Origin of the sequence: Mycetocola spongiae, assembly GCF_020424085.1 — a bacterium.
Lineage (GTDB): Bacteria > Actinomycetota > Actinomycetes > Actinomycetales > Microbacteriaceae > Mycetocola > Mycetocola spongiae.
This window is the reverse complement of record NZ_CP080203.1, coordinates 1,344,099-1,363,099: the sequence shown is the minus strand read 5'-3', so window position 1 is coordinate 1,363,099 and position 19,001 is coordinate 1,344,099. Positions and strand designations below refer to the sequence as shown.

The window sequence follows — 19,001 nt, the reverse complement described above, 5'->3', positions numbered from 1 at the left end:
GGGCCTGTCCCCGACCGTGGTCGGGGACAGGCCCTTTTTCTCTGAGTGTGTTATGCGTTCCGGCGGCGGAGCGCATAGGCTCCGGCGAGCAGCAGGCCGAGGCCGCCGGCCAGGGCCGGCCAGGTCAGCTCGGCGCCGGTGCGGGCGAGGGTATCACCCGCGGTGCTGGTTCCGGTGCCACCCGCGGTGGTGCCGCCGCCGGTGACGGTGCCGCCGGGCGTGGTGGCACCGGGGGCCGGGGTTCCCGGAACCTCGGGCTCAACCGGGGCGGTGGACGCGGCGATGCTCAGGTCAAATGCCCGGCTCGCGCTGCCGAGGGAATCGGTCACGGTGATGGTCACGGCATAATCTCCCGCGGCGGTCGGGGTGCCGCTGAGCACACCCGTGGCGGGATCCAGCTCGAGGCCCGCGGGCAGCCCGGCGAGTGCGCGCTCGGCGCCGCCGATCGACCAGGAGAGGTCGGACTGTCCGCTCGCGGTGATACTCACGGGGCCATAGGCCTCGCCCTGCACACCGGCGGGCAGCCGGGTGTCCTCGAGCGTGATGACCGGGCCATCGGCGAGGGCCTTGGCGGGCGCGCTTTCGCCGCGGATTCCCCAGAAATCGTCGTTAAAGCGCAGGCGATAGGAGTCGTTCAGGTTCTCGGCGGTGACGGTGACGGTGAGGTCATTGCCCACCGCGCCCTCGATATCGGTCCAGGTTTCCCCATCGGGCGAGCTCTGCCAGATGACGCCGCCGCCGTGGCCGCGCTTGACGCCGGTCACGATGGAGGAGAAGGTGACCTCCTCGCCGAGGGCGCCGATGGTCACATCCGCGGGGTCGCTCACCGAGGGACGGTTGACCACGGTGATCGTGCTGCCGGGGATATGCCAGAAGCCGCGGTCGGCGGAGATGAGCTCCTTGGTCACGGGGTTGCGGACCAGGGCCGAGCCACCGTGCGGGTTCTCCCGCACACTCTCGGAGCGCTTGCCGGTGTTAAAGTCGGCGGCCATGATCATGTCCCAGTACAGCGAGACGGAATAGGCGCGGTTCAGCGAGTCATCGCCCACCGCATCCACCATGATGCTGCCGACCTCCATGCGCTGCTGCGCGATGCCGGTTGCGGGGTCGAGGATACCCACATACGCGGATCCACCGGCGCTATAGAGGGTATTGGGGTCCCGATCAAAACCAAACCCGGCAAAGCCATAGCGGGTGGGCTGGGGTGCGTCGAGGATGATCTCGAGGGTTTCCGCGTCGAAGATCGTATAAACGGCGCCCTCCGAGCCCTGACCCGAACGCCCCATGATGAAGCGGCTCTCGTCCGGGGTGAGGATTCCAGAGGAAGCGTTATTGGTTGGAACCCGCTGCGAGGCGAGGACCTTGCCCGTGGCGGTCTCGACCCGGGTGGCACCCCCGGCCATCTCCACCAGATAATACGAGGAGCCATCGGCGGTGAGCACGATGTCATTTGCTGTGCCCTCAAACGGCGTCTGCAATTCGATGATCGTCTCGGTGGTGAGGTCGAGGACAATCACGCCGAGGGCATCCACCAGGTTCTTCCCCACGACCACAACCGCGCGGGTGCCATCGGCACTGATGCTGATCTCACTGGAGGTGATGCCCGGCAGCTCGATGGTTTTTTTCAGCGTGCGGGTCGTGAGATCCACGATGAAAAAAGTATTGCTATCCAGCGAGGTGACATAGGCGGTGGTTCCGTCGGGAGAAACCGCGAGGCGGTGCGGCATGACGTTCTCGCCGAGGAAAATCTCGGTGGTCAGCTCGGAGACCAGCGGGGGCAGCGGCGTGCCCTCGCGGGTTGCGGGGGTTTCGGCGATATTGCCGAAGCTATCGCTGGGTACCGCGCTGGTGGACTCAACGGGTTTGCTCAGTGAGGTGGCGCCGCGTGCGGCCGATTTTTCGGCGTCCACGGCCTGGGCAGAGAGTGTGCCGCCGGCGATCAGGCCGACCGTCAGGAGACCACCGAGGGTGATCCTGGAGGCGCGGCGATTTTTCGTCAAAGACGTCATGCTGAAGAAATTTCCCATCTGTGCGTTGCCTCGACCCGGTACGCGCCTTGCGCGTCTGTGGGAGGGGGTGGGCATTCGCTCCGGGGTCTTGCGGGGCTTCCCTACGAGCTTCCACAAAACCATGTCCCCCGGAAGGGGGGCTACTACAAACGTAATATTACGTTCGTCATGCATACGAGGTCTGTCGCAAAATGGCCCATCTCGCGTCGCGTAATTACCCATCGTGATGCGCCCGCGATAACGCGGAAACCCCCGCCGTGACGGGGATCACGACGGGGGCTGCTGGTGGGCCGCGGGTTAGGCGGTGCGTCCGCGGCGGAGCGCATAGGCTCCGGCGAGGAGTAGTGCGAGTGCTCCGGCCAGCGCGGGCCAGGTCAGCTCGGCACCGGTGCGGGCGAGGTTACCGTCCACGGTCGGGGTGACCGGGGTGGTGACCTCGGGTGCCGGGGTTTCCGGGACGACGGTGGTGGGCGGGACGGCCGCCGCGGCCACGGTCAGGGGGAAGTCGCGGGTGGCGGTTCCGAAGACATCGGTCACGGTGATCGGGACGATATATTCGCCCGCGGTGGTCGGGGTTCCGGTGATCTCACCCGTGGTCGGGTTGAGTTCCAGGCCCTCGGGGAGGGCGGCCACGGCGCGTGTCTGATCGGAGCCGATCGACCAGGTGAGGTCGGGCTGTCCGGTGGCGGTCACAATGGTGGGGGTATAGGCGGTGCCCACGGTGCCGTCGGGCAGTGCGCCCTCGAGCGTGATGACCGGGCCGTCGGCGAGGGCCTTGGCGGGGGCGCTTTCGCCGCGGATTCCCCAGAAGTCGTCGTTAAAGCGCAGGCGGTAGGAGTCGTTGAAGTTTTCGGCGGTGACGGTGATGGTGAGGTCATTGCCCACTGCGCCCTCGATATCGGTCCAGGTTTCCCCGTCCGGGGAGCTCTGCCAGATGACGCCGCCGCCGTTGCCACGCTTGACGCCGGTGACGGCGGAGGAGAAGGTGATCTCCTCGCCGAGGGCGCTGATGGTCACGTTCGCGGGGTCACTCACCGAGGGCTTGGTGATCAGCGTGATTGAACTACCCGGGGCGCTATCGCTACCGCGGTTGGCGGTGACCAGTTCGCCCGTGACCGGGTTCTCCTCCAGCTTGGTGGCGCCGGCGCCGGTGTCGCGCACGCTCTCGGAACGGACTCCCTTGGCGAAATCCGCGGCCATGACCAATTTCCACTCCATTGCGGTCCCAAAGGCACGCTGCTCTTTATCGTGACCAATTACATCGGTCATCCGGCCTCCAACACCCACCGAGGCGGTGGGGTCTCCGGTGACGGGGTTGAGCTTCTTTAGGGCGACCCCGGAATTGGCAAGATAGAGCGTATTTGGGTCCCGATCAAAATCGAAACCACCATAAAGCCAGGTGGTTTTCTGGTCAGTGTCCAGAATGGTATCGAGTGTCTGGGCGTCAAATACGCTATAGATGCCTCCTCCTCCCAGGCCGGGATGGGTGGAGCGGCCGGTAATCAGGCGGCTCTGGTCGGGGGTCAGGATTCCGGTGGTGAGGTTACCGGGGGAGAGTCGGATATCGGCCATGACCTGGCCGCTCGCGGTGTCCACGCGGGTGATGCGTCCGTTTGAGTGCAGCAGGTAATAGGAGGCTCCGTCGGCCGTCATGATGATGTCACTGGCCGAGGAGGTGGGATCGATCTGGGTATCGATAATCTCGCCGGTTTGGAGATTCAGCACGGCCACCCCGAGCATATGGGTGTCATCCTGATCCAGCGTGACTACCGCGCGCGTGCGGTCGGCATTCATGGCCATATGGCGAGCGCCGGTCCCGGGAACGGGAATCTTCTTCTCGACTGCGCGGGTCTTCAGGTTAACGACATAAATGCCTGCGCTTTGACTTCCGGATACATAGGCTCGCGCACCATCGGCCGTGATGAGGACCCCGGCCGGCATGGCGTTTTGCTCCAGCATGATTTCCGCGCCGAGGTCGGAGACCAGCGGCGGAGCCGGGGTATCCGCGCGCGGCGAGGCGGCGGGCAGCGTGCCGTTTTCGGTGGATGGCGTGGCGGCCCGGGAGTCGACCGGGCGCGTGGACGGATCGGGGGACTGTACCCCCGAGGTTCCCGCGGCGGAGGTGCTGGAGGACCCGGCGGCCTGGGCGGAGAATGCGCCTCCGGCAAGCATTCCCGCGGCCAGGAGGCCACCGATGGCTATCCGCGAGCCACGGTGTTTTTTCGTCATGGACGTCATGTGTATAAAACTTTCCCCTCGTTGCGGCGTATCGTCCGGCGGCCGCGGTATTCGCGGGGCCGAAGGGAACGAACGCTCGCTCTGAGGATTTCCGGGGTTTCCCTACGAACACCCGAAAATCCGCCTCCCCCATCTGGGGGGTAGACGGAATAAATGTAAATATTTCCTTTTCCCTCGTCATCCCCTATGTCTCTTATGGGGTGTGATTTTGGCGTATCCCGTAGTTTTTTCCCGATATTTCAGTATTTACTGAGGCTGCTGGAGGGCTAAAGATGCCCGCCGGTGGTTATCTCCCGGCGCGTGGAAATATAAAACCCCCGCCGCGACGAGTGTCGCGGCGGGGGTGTTATCGGGCCGTGGGTTAGGCGGTGCGTCCGCGGCGGAGCGCATAGGCTCCGGCGAGGAGTAGTGCGAGTGCGCCGGCCAGCGCGGGCCAGGTCAGCTCGGCACCGGTGCGGGCGAGGTTACCGTCCGCGGTGGGTACACCGGTTCCCGGGGTGGTGGTGCCGGGGGTCGTGGTGCCGGGATCGGTGGGGGTGGTCGGTGCGCCGGAGGCAACCACGTTCAGGCCGAAATCGCGGGTATCGGTGCCAAAGGCATCGGTCACGGTCACCGAGACGATGTACTCGCCCGCGGTGGTCGGGGTTCCGGTGATCTCGCCCGTGGCGGGGTTGAGCTCCAGGCCCTCGGGCATTCCGGCGGTGGCGCGGGCCACCGCATCGCCGAGCGACCAGGCGAGATCGGGCTGTCCGGTCGCGGTCACGATCGTGGGGGTATAGGCGCCGCCCACGGTGCCGCCGGGCAGGTCACCCTCGAGGGTGATCGAGGGGCCGGTGGTGATGGCCTTGGCGGGGGCGCTTGCGCCGCGGATTCCCCAGAAGTCGTCGTTAAAGCGCAGGCGGTAGGAATCCGCGAAGTTCTCGGCGGTGACCGTGACGGTCAGGTTATTACCGAGGGCTCCCTCGATATCGGTCCAGGTTTCCCCGTCCGGGGAGCTCTGCCAGATGACGCCTCCGCCGTTGCCGCGCTTCACGCCGGTCACGGCCGAGGAGAAGGAGATCTCCTCGCCCACGGCATCCACCACAACATCCGTGGGGTCGGTCACGGCGGGCTTGGTGATCAGCGTGATCGTGCTGCCCTCATCGCCCCAGTACCCGCGGTTGGCGGTGACCAGGTCACCGGTCACGGGGTTCTTGCGAATCGTGGTTGCGCCCACCTCGGTTGCGCGATAGCTCTCCGAGCGCTCGCCCGTGTTGAAGTCGGCGGCCATGACCATGTCCCAGTTCAGCGAGGGTGAATAGGCGCGGTTCAGTGCGTCGTCACCGATGACATCGGTCATCATGCTTCCCACGCTCACGCGCTCCAGGGGGTCTCCGGTGGTGGGGTCGAGGATGGCCACCGAGGTGCCCGACTCGGCCAGGTACATCCGGCCGGGGTTCTGATCAAAATCGAATCCGCCATAGGCCCAGGTATCGGGTTTGGGAGCATCCAGGATCACGTCGAGGGTCTTGGGGTCCAGGACCGCATAGACGGTTCCGGTCAGGCCCTGGCCCGTGCGTCCCACGATCAGCCGGCTCTCGTCCGGGGTGAGGATCGCGGCGGTCGCGTTATTGGTGGGCATTGTGACCTGGGCGAGGATCTCGCCGCTGGTGGTATCCACGCGGGTCACGCGCGCATTCACGCCGATGGTATAGAAGGACGAGCCATCCGCGGTCATGACGATGTCATTGGCCCAGTCGGTCAAGTCCAGATAGGTCTGGATGACCGTGCGCTTTTCGAGGTCGATCAGGGCCACGCCGAGGGTGGTGGTGGGGGTGCCCTCCATGACCACCACGGCGCGGGTGCCGGCGGCGTTCATCGCGATATCGCGCGCGCCCGCGGCGGGGATCGCGATGGTGCTCTCGAGTGTGCGGGTCTGCAGGTTCACCACATAAACGAGTGCGGTTTCGGAGCCGGTGACATAGGCGTAGCGGCCATCGGGCGAGATGACGAGGTCATCGGGCATGGCCTTATCGCCGAGGAAGATATCCACGCCGAGGTCGCTGACCAGGGGCGGGGTGGGCGCGGCATCGCGGGTGAGGCGGGGCTCGGCGCTATTCCCGAAGGCGTCCACGGGCGAGACGCCGGTGGGCTCCAGGGGGCGCACGGTCGCGGTGGGATCCTGCGGGCCGGAGCGGTCCAGGCCGATCGCCTGGCTGGACAGGGCGCCCCCGGCGACCAGGCCGACGGCCAGAAGGCCGCCGATGGCCACCCGCGAGACGCGGCGGTTATTCGTCAAAGACGTCATGGTGGAGTTTTTCCCCTCGATGCGTTCCGATGTCCCGTATATGTGGCTGTGGGCGGGTGGACCTACGCGTGATGAAGGATGCGGCTTTCCCTACAAAGAACCACGATCCAGTGACCCCCAAACAGGGGTTATATATTCACCGTAATATCACGCCTGTGATGTTCGCCGAACCTGTCGCAAAACGCATGTTATCTTGGCGCCTAAACGGGGGGTATTTTGGTGGGCTTCTCGCCCGTTATCTCGGGCGAGGGGGCGCCCGTGGGGGAGGGGAAATTCGGTTGCATCCCGCGGTCTCGGTATGGGGAAAACCTGAAAAATGTGTGCGCGCACGGTGGCGGGCGCTCGCCGCGGAGGCATCGGTGCCGGAAGGCCGCGGGCAAAATAAAAGCACCCCGCGCCGTGGGGCGCGGGGTGCTTTGGGGTGGAGCCTAGTCGCGGAACGTCTCGATCGAGGCGCCGAGCGAGATCAGCCGCTCCTGCAACTGCTCATAACCGCGAGAGATGATATCCACATTGCGCAGCACGCTCGTGCCCTTGGCCGCGAGCATCGCGAGCAGGATCACCACGGCCGGGCGCAGCGCGGGAGGGCAGGAGACCTCGGCGCCGGACCAGTGGGTCGGGCCGGTCACGTCCAGGCGGTGCGGATCGCGCAGGCGCACCTGGGCCCCGAGGCGGGTGAGGTCGGTGAGGTGAATGGCGCGCCCCTCATAAACCCAGTCGTGGATGAGGGTATCGCCCGTGGCGCATGCCGCGATCACCACAAAAAACGGCAGGTTATCGATATTTAGCCCGGGGAAGGGCATCGGGTGAATCTTATCGATCGGCGCAATCAGCTCCGAGGGGTAGACCGTGACATCAACCAGCCGGGTGCGGCCGTTATGCGCCATATATTCGGCGGTCTGGCTATAGCGCAGCTTCATCTCCCCGAGGGTGGCCAGCTCGATCTCCATAAACTCGATCGGCACCCGCGTCACGGTGATCTCGGAGCCGGTCACGATGCCGGCGGTCAGCAGGCTCATGGCCTCCACCGGGTCCTCGCTGGGCCAGTAGTCCACATCGGCATTAATCGAGGAGCTGCCCGTGATGCGCAGCGTGGTGGTGCCGATGCCCTCGACGGAGATGCCCAGCAGCTCCAGATAGAAGCACAGGTCCTGCACCATATAGTTGGGGCTCGCATTGCGGATCACGGTCACGCCATCGCGCACGGCCGCGGCCATGATGGCGTTCTCGGTCACGGTATCACCGCGCTCGGTCAGGACCACGTTCAGCTCGCTCGGGACGTCGCGGTTTACGCTTGCGCGATACCAGCCGGTGGTGGCCTCCACGTCCAGGCCAAAGGGGCGCAGCGCGATCAGGTGCGGCTCCACGGTGCGGGTGCCTAGATCGCAGCCACCCGCATAGGGCAGCGAGAAATTATCAAAGCGGCCGATCAGCGGGCCGAGAAACATCAGGACGCTGCGCGTGCGGCGGCCGGCATCCTCGTCGATCTCGGCGAGGTTCAGATCCTCGGGGACCACGATCTCCACGCTGTTATCGTCGCCATACCAGGTGACCTTCACTCCCATGCTGCGCAGGACGTCGATGATGCGGTCCACCTCGACGATGCGGGCCACGCGGTGCAGGCGGGTGGTGCCGCGGTTGATCAGCGCGGCACAGAGCAGCGCGACCGCGCCGTTTTTGCTGGAGTTCACGGCAATCGAGCCGTGGAGTTTCTGGCCGCCGTGCACGCGGATATGGGAGGTCTTGGGGCGCTCGCCGAAGGAGATCAGCTCGCTCTTCAGCGCCACGCTCAGGCGGGCGAGGAGTTCAATCGAGATATTTTGGCTGCCCTGCTCGATGCGGTTGATCGCGCTCTGGCTGGTGCCCACCCGCTCGGCCAGCTGGGCCTGGGTGAGTTTGCGATCCACGCGGGCCGCCCGGATGAGTGCGCCCACCTGGCGCATCGGGTCGGCGGCGGTGATATCGACGGAACCGGTCTCGGTCTTGGCCGGTCCGATGATGTCGATGGAGGTGGTGTCCGTTGAGATAGCCATACCCCGATGCTATACCAGATTTGAGATATCGCCAGTGTCATTTTGGCTCATATCCCCCGATTGGGGGACCCGATGGGCCTAAATGGGGTGGAGGATAACTCGGATGCGGCATAAATTATGCGTCAGGTGGGTATCGTGGCGCGGTCGGGGGTGCGCCGCCCGGATAGGATGCCTGACGTCGTGACATCGGAAGGGGAGGCGGGGGATGAACCTGGGGGAGCTCGGCGCGCGTGCGCTCGGAGGAGGTGGCGCCGCACTGCTGATCATCCTCCTGATCTGGGTGCTCCTGCACGTGCTGGTCTCGATCCTCTGGGCGCGGGCCCTGGCCCCGGCGCTGGACCCGCTGGGATCTCCCCTGATTGCGCTGCTCCTGATCATCCTGCCCGGGCTGGGGGCCGCGATCTTCGCCGGCTATGCCGCCCTGCGCTCCGCGGGTCGCGGCGGATCCGCCCCCGCCCGCTGGCGGCCTGAACGCCCGCTCCGCGTGGGGATGCTGCTGAGTTTCGCTTTGCTGTTCTGTACTGTGCCGTTCCTCGGCTGGGCAGTGATCCGGTTGGGGCCGTTTCCCAACCTGCGCCTGGATGCCGTCCCGATTCTGGCGCTGTTTATCTGCGATGCGCTGCTCCTGTGTATCGCCGGCTATCTGGCCCGCGCCCGCGCCTCGGCCCGGGGCAGCCTGCTGCTGAGCGCCGTGGGGAGCGTGACCCTCGGGTTTAGCCTCACCATTCTGTGCGCCCTCACCGCCCTGAACTCCATCGCGGATTCCCTGAACGGGATGGGCCCCACCCTCGGGCAGGCCCTGGAATCCCAGGGGGTGCAGGCCCGGGAGATCGGGATCAGCATCTGGGGCCTGCGGCTCGACGGCGGCCTGCTTCCCCTGGATCTACCGCTCGGCGAGCTGAGCCTCGCGCCCGGGCCTGGGCTGATCCTGGCCGCGCTGCTCTCCGCCGCGCTCCTGGTCTGCGCCGCCGTGGATACGCCCCGCCGCGCGCCGCGCCCCGGCCCGGCGCCGGCTCCCGCGCCCGCCGCCTAGCCCGGGACCGGCCCGGCCCGCCGCGCCCCGACTTGTTGTGCGCGCCAAATATCCGCTATCATCGCCCACATGGCTATCTCACGCACTGCCCGCCCGGTTCAGGTTCTCTCACCTGCCACCGCGCGACGCCGCAGCCGCGTGCTCGCCGAGCGACGATAGTAGCAACGTACACTCCGCTCATCCTCACTCCCGGTGATGCCCCACCCTCCGCCGCACCGTGACCTGCGCCGCGTTCCCCATAATCGGAACGGACCTAGGGACACACGATCCGCGTCCGCGTCGAGGCAGGCCCCGGAAGGACCCCGGTACCGTTACCGGGGCGCGATGATGGGATCCGTGTCCGTTGCCGATACCCCAACTCTCTCCCTCGACCCCGAGCATTAAGGTAGTGTCATGTCCTTTACCGTTGCGGTAGCCGGTGCATCCGGTTACGCCGGAGGTGAGCTGCTGCGGCTTCTCGCGGCCCACCCCGAATTCATCCTGACCACCGTCACCGCGCATTCCAATGCCGGTCAGAGCGTGGGCAGCGTGCATCCGCACCTGCGCTCCCTGGCCGATATGGTGTTTGTGGAGACCACCCCCGAAAACCTCAACGGACACGATATTGTGTTCCTCGCCCTCCCGCACGGGGCCTCCGGCGCGCTCACCGCCCAGCTGGACGAGGGTGTCCTCGTGGTGGACTGCGGCGCCGATCACCGCCTCGAATCCGAGGAGGACTGGGCCGCGTTTTATGGCGGCGAGTTTTATGGCGCGTGGAGCTATGGCGTTCCCGAGCTTCTGCACGCGGACGGCACCCGCCAGCGCGATCGCCTGATCGGGGCCACCCGCATCGCCGCCCCCGGCTGCAATGCGTCCACCGTGGAACTCTCCCTGGCCCCCGGCATCGCCGCGGGCGTGATCGAGGCCACCGATATCGTCAGCGTTCTGGCCGTGGGCCCCTCGGGTGCCGGCCGCGCGCTGAAGACCAACCTGCTGGCCAGCGAGATTCTGGGCAGCGCCAATCCCTATGCCGTGGGCGGCACCCACCGGCATATCCCCGAGATCATCCAGGGGCTGCGCTGGGCCGGGGCCACCGAGGCCACCGTGTCCTTTACCCCCGTGCTTGTCCCGATGTCCCGCGGAATCCTCGCCACCACCACCGCGCGCCTCGCGCCGGGAGTGGATGCGGACGGTATCCGCGCGGCCTGGGAGGCGGCCTATGCCGAGGAACCGTTTGTGCACGTGCTGCCCGCCGGCTCCTTCCCGCGCACCGCGGATGTGCTAGGTGCCAATACCGCGCTGATCGGCCTCGCCGTGGACGAGGCAGCGGGCCGCGTCATCATCGTGACCGCCGTGGATAACCTGGCCAAGGGCACCGCGGGTGCCGCGATCCAGTCCGCGAATATCGCGCTGGGCCTGGCCGAGACCTGCGGCCTCAACATTAACGGGGTAGCCCCGTGATCGCATTCATTCAGAACGGAGTAGCAGCATGAGCGTCACCACACCCCAGGGATTTCTCGCCGCGGGCGTCGCCGCCGGGCTAAAGAGCACGGGCAAACCCGATCTTGCACTGATCGTAAACACGGGCCCCGCGCGCGCCGCCGCCGCGGTCTTCACCAGCAATCGCGCGCTGGCCAACCCGATCCTGTGGTCACGGGAGGTGATCCGGGACGGCCGGGTAGACGCCATCGTGCTGAACTCGGGCGGTGCCAATTGCTTCACGGGCTCCCAGGGTTTCCAGACCACGCATGCCACCGCCGAGGCCGTGGCCGCCGCGGTGGGGGCCTCCGCGACCGATATCCTCGTCTGCTCCACCGGACTGATCGGGGAACAGCTCGACCGGGATAAGCTCACCGCGGGCGTGACCGCTGCCGCCGCCGCCCTGAGCGAGACCGGCGGGGAGGATGCCGCCGCCGCGATCATGACCACCGATACGGTTCCCAAGACCAGCGAGTTCCTCGCCCCCGAGTGGTCCATCGGCGGCATCGCCAAGGGCGCCGGAATGCTCGCGCCCGGCCTCGCCACGATGCTTGTGGTGATCACCACCGATGCCGTCCTGGATTCCGCGGCACTGGATGCGGCGCTGCGCGAGGCCACCCGGGTGAGCTTTGACCGCCTCGACTCCGATGGCTGCATGTCCACCAACGACCAGGTGACCCTGCTGGCCTCGGGCGCCTCCGGGATCACCCCCGACCTCGCCGATTTCACCGGGGCACTCACGGGTGTTTGCCGCGATCTGGCCGAGCAGTTGCAGGGTGACGCCGAGGGAGCCAGCCACGATATCGCGATTGCCGTCTCGGGCGCCGCAACCGAGGAGGACGCCGTGGAGGTGGGCCGCTCGGTGGCCCGCAATAACCTCTTTAAGGCAGCGATCTACGGCAACGACCCCAACTGGGGCCGCGTGCTGGCAGCGATCGGAACCACCTCGGCCCCGTTTGACCCCTATAACGTGGACGTCGTGTTTAACGGTGTGCGGGTATGCCACGAGGGTGCACCCGATGCCAGCCGCGACCTCGTGGACCTCACCCCGCGGGCCGTGAATATCGAGATTCACCTGAATAACGGGTCGGCCTCGGCCACCATCCTGACCAATGACCTCACGCATGATTATGTGCATGAGAATAGCGCCTACGCGAGTTAGAGCATGCCCACTACTATCGAGGTTTCCCCGTCCGAGGCGGCCGCCAAGGCCGCCGTCCTGATCGAGGCCCTGCCCTGGCTGAAGCGCTATCACGGCGCAATCGTGGTCGTAAAATTTGGCGGCAACGCCATGGTCTCGCCCGAGCTGAGCGCCGCATTTGCCGAGGATATGGTGTTCCTGCACCACGCCGGCCTGCGCCCCGTGGTGGTCCACGGCGGCGGCCCGCAGATCTCCGCGGGCCTGGCAGAGAAGAATATCGCCAGCGAGTTCCGCGGCGGCTACCGCTATACCAGCCCCGAGGCCATCGGCGTGGTGCGCGATGTGCTGCGCAACCGCGTGAATAAGGAACTCGTGGCGCTGATTAACGAGCACGGCACGATTGCCCGCTCGATCGCCGGCGAGCACGGCAATCTATTTGGCGGCCGCACCCGCGGCGTGATCGTGGACGGCGTGGAGCTGGACCTCGGCCGCGTGGGCGATATCCTCGAGGTGGATCCCTCCTCCGTGATGGATGCCCTGGACGCCGGACGCATTCCCGTGATCACGTCGATCGCCTATGACCTCGACGATCCCGAGAAGCTGCTGAATATTAATGCCGATTCCGCGGCCGCCGCGGTGGCCGTGGCCCTGCAGGCGCAGAAGCTGCTGGTCCTCACGGATGTCGCGGGGCTCTATAGCGATTGGCCCAACCGGGATTCGCTGGTCTCGGTGATTAACACCGTGGAGCTGCGTGCCCTGCTGCCCGAGCTGGAATCGGGCATGATCCCCAAAATGAACGCCTGCCTGGACGCGGTGGAGGGTGGCGTGCCCAATGCCGCCATCATCGACGGCCGGATCGAACACTCGATCCTGCTGGAGGTCTTCACCCAGAACGGCATCGGCACCCAAGTAGTGAGCGAAGACGCATGATCACCTGGCACGATACCGAAGCCCAAAACATGATGAATACGTTTGGCCCGACCCAGGCGCTCCTGGTGCGCGGATCGGGCGCCCACGTGACCGATATCGACGGCCGCACCTATCTGGACTTCCTCGGCGGCATCGCCGTGAACTCCCTCGGGCACGCCCACCCCGCCGTGGTGGCCGCGGTCTCCGAGCAGGCCGGACGCCTCATGCACGTATCCAATTTTTTCTCCTCGCTGCCGCAGCTGGCCCTCGCCGAGAAGATTAAGCAGCTCGCGGGAACCGGCGAGAGTGGAAGGGTCTTTTTCACCAATTCCGGAACCGAGGCCAATGAGGCCGCGTTTAAGCTGGCACGGCTGCACGGCGGCACCGCCCGCCCGCGCATCCTCGCGCTGGAACAGGCATTCCACGGCCGGAGCATGGGCGCGCTAGCGCTCACCGCGAAGGCCGCGTATCGGGATCCGTTTGGCCCGATGCTCACCGGGGTGGAGCATATCCCGGCCACCATCGAGGCACTCGGGGAGGCCCTGGACGATACCGTCTCGGCGCTAATCATCGAGCCGATCCAGGGCGAGGCCGGGGTGGTTCCGCTGCCCGAGGGCTATCTGAGCGCCGCGCGTGAGCTCACCCGCAGCCACGGAGTCCTGCTGATCGTGGATGATATCCAGACGGGCGTGGGGCGCACGGGCGAGTGGTTTGGTTTCCAATCCGCGGGCATCATGCCCGATGCCTTCACCCTGGCCAAGGGCCTCGGCGGCGGTTTTCCCGTGGGGGCCCTGATCACCACGGGCGCCGCCTCCGAACTGCTTAAGCCCGGAAATCACGGCACCACATTTGGCGGCAACCCGCTCGCCACGGCCGTGGCCCTCGCGGTGCTCAACGAGATTGAAACCGCCGATCTGCTCACAAACGTGCGCGAGCGCGAGGCGCAGATCCGCGCCGAGATCGCCGCGCTGAACTCCCCGCTGATCTCCGGGATTCGCGGCAGCGGCCTGCTCCTGGGCATCGCCCTGACCCAGCCGATCGCGGCGGATCTGGCGCGCGAGGCCCTCGCCACGGGACTGATCATCAACCCGCCCAACCCGGATACGCTGCGGATCGCCCCGCCGCTGAATATCACCTCCGCGGACGTCACCGAGTTCACCACGCTGCTCGGTTCCGTTCTCGCCGCCCACGCATGACCCCCACGATAGGAGCCGCTATGACCCGCCATTTCCTTCGCGATGACGACCTCTCGCCCGCCGAGCAGGCCGAGGTTCTTGACCTGGCCATCGCGCTGAAGGCCGACCGCTATGCCCGCACGCCGCTGGCCGGCCCGCAGACCGTTTCGGTGTTTTTTGATAAGACCTCCACGCGCACCCGGATCTCCTTTGCCACCGGCATCGCCGATCTGGGCGGCTCGCCGCTGATCATCACCTCGGGGGATAGCCAGCTCGGGGCCAAGGAATCCGTGGCCGATACCGCGCGCGTGCTGGAACGCCAGGTCGCCGCGATCGTCTGGCGCACCTTCGCCCACTCGGGCCTCGAGGAGATGGCGGAGGGCACCACGATCCCCGTGATCAACGCGCTCTCCGATGATTTCCACCCGTGCCAGCTCCTCGCCGATCTGCAAACCATCCGCGAGCACCGCGGGGAGCTGGCCGGCCAGGTCCTGGCGTTCCTCGGCGATGGGGCCTGCAATATGGGTAACTCCTATCTGCTGGCCTGCGTGACCGCGGGAATGCACGTGCGCGTGGCCGCCCCGGCCGGGTTTGCCCCCGCCGCCGCGGTCATCGCCGATGCCGAGGCGATCGCCGCGACCACCGGGGGATCGGTCCTGATCACCACCGATCCGGCCCTGGCCGTGGCCGGTGCCGATGTGGTGGTCACCGATACCTGGGTCTCGATGGGTAAGGAGGACGAGAAGGCCGACCGCGAGGCGGCGTTCCGTCCCTATGCCGTGACCCAGGAGCTTTTTGACTCCGCCAAAAACGACGCCATTTTTATGCACTGCCTGCCCGCCTATCGCGGCTATGAGGTGGAGGCCTCCGTGATCGACGGCCCGCGCTCGGTGGTCTGGGACGAGGCGGAGAACCGCCTGCACGCGCAGAAGGCCCTCATGGTCTGGCTGCTGGAAAAGAACGCGGCCTAGTGTCCGTTTCCTCCGGCACACGAATCCGCGGCCTCGACCTGGCCCGGGGTCTGGCGATCCTGGGCATGTTTGTGGCGCATATTCTTGTGCCGGAGGAGCCCGTCGGGGCCTCCCCGGATACCTGGATCTCCCTCGTTAACGGGCGCTCGGCGGCGCTTTTTGCGGTGCTCGCGGGCGTCTCGCTGGCGCTGCTCTCGGGCCGGCAGACCCCGGCCACGGGCGTGGATCTGCTGCGCGCGCGGCTGCGCATCGGCACCCGGGCCGTGCTGATCTTTGCGCTGGGGGGAATCCTGGCGCTGGGCCCGCACTATATCGCGGTGATCCTGGAATATTATGCCGTGGCGTTTATTCTCGCGATCATGTTCCTGAGCTGGCGTCCGCGCAACCTCTTCCTGCTTGCGGGAGGTATCGCGCTCTTTGGTCCGCCGATTCAGGTGGGCCTCGCACTGGCTATCCGGGAGTGGGCGGGCCCCGGCAGCGCCTTCACCGAGCTGATGTTCACGGGCTATTATCCGGTGATCCTCTGGCTCGCGTTTATGCTCCTGGGCCTGGGTATCGGCCGCCTCGACCTGGGGTCTGCCACCATCCGCGCCCGCCTGGCACTCTTCGGGGCCGCGGGCACCGTGCTGGGTTATGGCGGGGCCGCGCTGCTGGGCAGCCTGGTGCGGGTCGAAACGCCGCAATACGTCCTGGGGATGCCCGATTGGGCCAACCTGCTGGGGGCGACCCCGCATAGCGGCAGCACGTTTGAGCTGATCGGCGCGGGCGGGGTGGCTCTCCTGGTGATCGCCGCGTGCCTGAGCCTGCCGGCGCCGGCCCACAGCATTCTTTTCCCCGTGGAGGCCACGGGAAAGATGGCGCTCACCGCCTATAGTGTGCACCTGATTGCCCTCGCGATCATCAACGCGAGTGGCTATTACGGCGTGGATACCGCGGCCCAGTTATTCTGGTTCATCGCGGTCACGCTGGTGATCTGCCCGCTCTGGATACTGCTCCTGAAGCGCGGCCCACTCGAGGCCCTGCTGACCCGCGCCAGTCGGGCGGCGGCCTCCGCGCCCGCACCCGCGGTCGCACCTCACTAGACTTACCTATTAACACCAAAATCAAGGAGAACAAGGACATGGCTGAACGCGTTGTACTCGCATACTCGGGCGGGCTCGACACCTCGGTAGGTATCGGCTGGCTCAAGGATGCCACCGGTAAAGAGGTTGTAGCACTCGCCATCGACGTCGGACAGGACGGCGAGGACATGGACGTGGTCCGTCAGCGCGCCCTGGACTGTGGCGCCGTGGAGTCCGTAGTGGTGGACGCCAAGGACGAATTCGCCAATGACTATCTGATGCCCGCGCTGAAGGCAAACGCGAAGTATCAGAAGCAGTATCCGCTGGTCTCGGCCCTGAGCCGCCCGCTGATCGCCAAATACCTCGCGCAGACCGCCCAGGAGCTGGGTGCCAACTCGGTGGCCCACGGTTGCACCGGTAAGGGCAACGACCAGGTGCGCTTCGAGGCCGCGGTCACCGCGATCGCCCCCGAGCTCACGAGCATCGCGCCCGTGCGTGACCTCGCGCTCACCCGCGATAAGGCCATCGTCTATGCGGCCGAGCACAACCTGCCCATCGAGCAGTCCAAGAAGAGCCCCTATTCGGTGGACCAGAACGTCTGGGGCCGCGCGGTCGAGACCGGTTTCCTGGAGGACCCGTGGAACGCCCCGATCGAGGACATCTACACCTATACCAAAAACCCCGCCGAGGCCGGTGCACCCACCGAGGTCATCATCACCTTTAACCAGGGCATCCCGGTGGCCATCGACGGCGAGAGCGTCACGCCGCTGCAGGCCGTGGAGATCATGAACCGTCTCGCGGGCGACCAGGGTGTGGGTCGCCTGGACATGGTTGAGGACCGCCTGGTGGGCATCAAGAGCCGCGAGGTTTATGAGGCCCCCGGCGCGATCGCCCTGATCGCCGCACACGAGGCCCTCGAGGACCTCACCGTGGAGCGCGACCTGGCCCGCTATAAGCGCGGCATCGAGGCCAAGTGGTCCGAGCTGGTATACGACGGCCTGTGGTTCTCGGGTCTGAAGCGTGCCCTGGACGTATTCATCGACGAGAGCCAGAAGTATGTCTCGGGCGATGTGCGCCTGAAGCTGCACGCCGGTACCGCCGTGGTCACCGGACGCCAGTCCAAGCAGAGCCTGTACGACTTTGAGCTGGCCACCTACGACACCGGCGATACCTTCGACCAGTCGCTGGCCAAGGGCTTCATCGACCTGTGGTCGCTGCCGAGCAAGATCGCCGCTCGTCGGGATCTCGCAAACTAGTGAGCGCCGAAAACACGGGAAACCGCGCGGGCGAATCGGGTGCCCTCTGGGGCGGCCGGTTCGCCAGCGGGCCCTCGCCCGAGCTCGCCCGGCTGAGCAAGTCCACGCAGTTTGACTGGGCCCTCGCCGGCTATGACATCGACGGTTCCAAGGCGCATGCAGTGGCGCTGAAGGATGCCGGTTATCTGGACGCCGATGAGCTGATCGCTATGCACGCGGCCCTCGAAACGCTGCGCGCCGATGTGCTCAGCGGCGCGTTTGCCGCAGCCGAATCCGATGAGGACGTGCACTCAGCCCTGGAGCGCGGCCTGGTTGAGCGCGCGGGCTCCCACCTCGGGGGCAAGCTGCGCGCGGGTCGCAGCCGCAACGACCAGATCGCCACGCTGGTGCGCCTGTACATGCTGGAGCATGAGGGCATTATCCGCGGGCTGCTGGTGCAGCTTGTGGAGATCCTGACCGAGCAGGCTCAGGCGCATATCGCGGCGATCATGCCGGGACGCACCCACCTGCAGCATGCGCAGCCCGTTCTGCTTGCCCATCAGCTGGCCGCCCACGCGTGGCCGCTCATGCGTGACCTGGAGCGCCTGCGCGATTGGTCGGCGCGCGCGCGTCGCTCGCCCTATGGTGCGGGGGCCCTCGCGGGTTCCTCGCTGGGCCTGGATCCGGCCCTCGTGGCCCGCGAGCTGGGCATGGGGGAGGCGCTCGAGAACTCCATCGACGCCACCGCCGCGCGGGATGTGGCCGCCGAGTTTGCGTTTATCCTGGCCCAGGTGGGCATTAACCTCTCGCGCCTGTCCGAGGAGATCATCCTCTGGAATACCCGCGAGTTTGGGTTTGTGCGCCTGCACGATAGCTTCTCCACCGGGTCGAGCATCATGCCGCAGAAGAAAAACCCGGATATCGCGGAGCTTGCGCGCGGAAAATCGGGTCGCCTGATCGGCAACCTCACGGGCCTGCTGGCCACGCTGAAGGCGCTGCCGCTGGCCTATAACCGGGATTTGCAGGAGGATAAGGAGCCGATTTTTGACTCCGTGGATACCCTCGAGGTTCTGCTGCCCGCGTTTAATGGCATGATCGCCACACTCACGTTTAACACCGAGCGCATGGCCGAGCTAGCCCCGCAGGGCTTCTCGCTCGCGACCGATGTGGCCGAGTGGCTCGTGAAGCAGGGTGTGGTCTTCCGCGATGCCCACGAGATCTCCGGGGAGCTTGTGCGTTTCTGCGAGGAGAACGGCCTGGAACTGCACGAGCCCACGGATGAGCAGCTGGCCGCGGTTTCCCCGCACCTGCTGCCCGCCGTGCGCGATGTGCTCACGGCCGAGGGCTCGGTGAATAGCCGCCTCGGCGTGGGTGGCACCGCCACGCCGCGCGTTCTGGAGCAGTTGGACGCGCTGCGCAGCCAGGTGGCGCTCTACCGCTAGGGTGAGCCG

General features: G+C 66.4%; 13 protein-coding genes. 9 read left to right on the top strand and 4 right to left on the bottom strand.

What is annotated here, in order from left to right; genetic code table 11:
* Window positions 1-50 precede the first annotated feature (50 nt).
* The 4 genes from KXZ72_RS06250 to KXZ72_RS06235 all read right to left on the bottom strand — a co-directional run bounded on the left by KXZ72_RS06250 (window position 51) and on the right by KXZ72_RS06235 (window position 8,567).
* The gene (locus tag KXZ72_RS06250; protein ID WP_226083044.1) at window positions 51-2,009 is read right to left on the bottom strand and encodes a putative Ig domain-containing protein; all 1,959 of its coding nucleotides are present in this window, start codon (window positions 2,007-2,009) and stop codon (window positions 51-53) included.
* 297 nt (window positions 2,010-2,306) lie between these two features.
* Window positions 2,307-4,238, bottom strand: a complete 1,932-nt coding sequence (locus KXZ72_RS06245) for a putative Ig domain-containing protein (RefSeq protein WP_226083042.1) — start codon at window positions 4,236-4,238, stop codon at window positions 2,307-2,309.
* A 370-nt stretch (window positions 4,239-4,608) separates the two neighbouring features.
* Window positions 4,609-6,534, bottom strand: a complete 1,926-nt coding sequence (locus tag KXZ72_RS14715) for a putative Ig domain-containing protein (RefSeq protein ID WP_264159479.1) — start codon at window positions 6,532-6,534, stop codon at window positions 4,609-4,611.
* Between the two features lie 428 nt (window positions 6,535-6,962).
* On the bottom strand, window positions 6,963-8,567 hold the full coding sequence (locus KXZ72_RS06235) for a helix-turn-helix domain-containing protein (RefSeq protein WP_404823672.1): 1,605 nt from the start codon (window positions 8,565-8,567) through the stop codon (window positions 6,963-6,965).
* A gap of 205 nt (window positions 8,568-8,772) precedes the next feature.
* Between KXZ72_RS06235 and KXZ72_RS06230 the strand changes: the two genes are divergently transcribed.
* From KXZ72_RS06230 to argH, 9 genes are all read left to right on the top strand, one after another.
* Complete coding sequence (locus KXZ72_RS06230; protein ID WP_226083040.1) at window positions 8,773-9,600, top strand: hypothetical protein; 828 nt, start codon at window positions 8,773-8,775, stop codon at window positions 9,598-9,600.
* Between the two features lie 393 nt (window positions 9,601-9,993).
* A complete protein-coding gene (gene argC / locus KXZ72_RS06225; protein ID WP_226083034.1) occupies window positions 9,994-11,040 on the top strand; it encodes an N-acetyl-gamma-glutamyl-phosphate reductase in 1,047 nt (348 codons plus the stop codon).
* A 28-nt stretch (window positions 11,041-11,068) separates the two neighbouring features.
* Window positions 11,069-12,220 (top strand): bifunctional glutamate N-acetyltransferase/amino-acid acetyltransferase ArgJ, encoded by a 1,152-nt coding sequence (gene argJ, locus KXZ72_RS06220; protein ID WP_226083033.1) that lies wholly within the window; start codon window positions 11,069-11,071, stop codon window positions 12,218-12,220.
* 3 nt (window positions 12,221-12,223) lie between these two features.
* A complete protein-coding gene (gene argB / locus KXZ72_RS06215; RefSeq protein ID WP_226083031.1) occupies window positions 12,224-13,129 on the top strand; it encodes an acetylglutamate kinase in 906 nt (301 codons plus the stop codon).
* The gene (locus KXZ72_RS06210) at window positions 13,126-14,304 is read left to right on the top strand and encodes an acetylornithine transaminase (protein ID WP_226083030.1); all 1,179 of its coding nucleotides are present in this window, start codon (window positions 13,126-13,128) and stop codon (window positions 14,302-14,304) included. The genes argB and KXZ72_RS06210 overlap by 4 nt, the downstream gene beginning before the upstream one ends.
* A gap of 20 nt (window positions 14,305-14,324) precedes the next feature.
* Window positions 14,325-15,254: an ornithine carbamoyltransferase gene (argF, locus tag KXZ72_RS06205; protein ID WP_226083029.1), complete on the top strand. Its 930-nt coding sequence runs from the start codon at window positions 14,325-14,327 to the stop codon at window positions 15,252-15,254.
* Window positions 15,254-16,336: a heparan-alpha-glucosaminide N-acetyltransferase domain-containing protein gene (locus KXZ72_RS06200; protein WP_226083027.1), complete on the top strand. Its 1,083-nt coding sequence runs from the start codon at window positions 15,254-15,256 to the stop codon at window positions 16,334-16,336. Before argF ends, KXZ72_RS06200 begins: the two co-directional genes overlap by 1 nt.
* A 38-nt stretch (window positions 16,337-16,374) precedes the next feature.
* A complete protein-coding gene (locus KXZ72_RS06195; protein ID WP_226083025.1) occupies window positions 16,375-17,571 on the top strand; it encodes an argininosuccinate synthase in 1,197 nt (398 codons plus the stop codon).
* Window positions 17,571-18,992 carry an argininosuccinate lyase gene (argH, locus tag KXZ72_RS06190; RefSeq protein WP_226083023.1) on the top strand — a complete coding sequence of 474 codons (1,422 nt, stop codon included), beginning with the start codon at window positions 17,571-17,573 and terminating at the stop codon, window positions 18,990-18,992. The genes KXZ72_RS06195 and argH overlap by 1 nt, the downstream gene beginning before the upstream one ends.
* Window positions 18,993-19,001: the final 9 nt, after the last annotated feature.

What these genes read in the sequence shown, in the direction of transcription:
- KXZ72_RS06210 (WP_226083030.1), top strand. Translation starts at nt 13,126, where the DNA reads ATGATCACCTGGCACGATACCGAAGCCCAAAACATGATGAATACGTTT.
- KXZ72_RS14715 (WP_264159479.1), bottom strand. Translation starts at nt 6,534, where the DNA reads ATGACGTCTTTGACGAATAACCGCCGCGTCTCGCGGGTGGCCATCGGC.
- KXZ72_RS06245 (WP_226083042.1), bottom strand. Translation starts at nt 4,238, where the DNA reads ATGACGAAAAAACACCGTGGCTCGCGGATAGCCATCGGTGGCCTCCTG.
- argB (WP_226083031.1), top strand. Translation starts at nt 12,224, where the DNA reads ATGCCCACTACTATCGAGGTTTCCCCGTCCGAGGCGGCCGCCAAGGCC.
- KXZ72_RS06235 (WP_404823672.1), bottom strand. Translation starts at nt 8,567, where the DNA reads ATGGCTATCTCAACGGACACCACCTCCATCGACATCATCGGACCGGCC.
- argF (WP_226083029.1), top strand. Translation starts at nt 14,325, where the DNA reads ATGACCCGCCATTTCCTTCGCGATGACGACCTCTCGCCCGCCGAGCAG.
- KXZ72_RS06230 (WP_226083040.1), top strand. Translation starts at nt 8,773, where the DNA reads ATGAACCTGGGGGAGCTCGGCGCGCGTGCGCTCGGAGGAGGTGGCGCC.
- KXZ72_RS06195 (WP_226083025.1), top strand. Translation starts at nt 16,375, where the DNA reads ATGGCTGAACGCGTTGTACTCGCATACTCGGGCGGGCTCGACACCTCG.
- argJ (WP_226083033.1), top strand. Translation starts at nt 11,069, where the DNA reads ATGAGCGTCACCACACCCCAGGGATTTCTCGCCGCGGGCGTCGCCGCC.
- argC (WP_226083034.1), top strand. Translation starts at nt 9,994, where the DNA reads ATGTCCTTTACCGTTGCGGTAGCCGGTGCATCCGGTTACGCCGGAGGT.
- KXZ72_RS06250 (WP_226083044.1), bottom strand. Translation starts at nt 2,009, where the DNA reads ATGACGTCTTTGACGAAAAATCGCCGCGCCTCCAGGATCACCCTCGGT.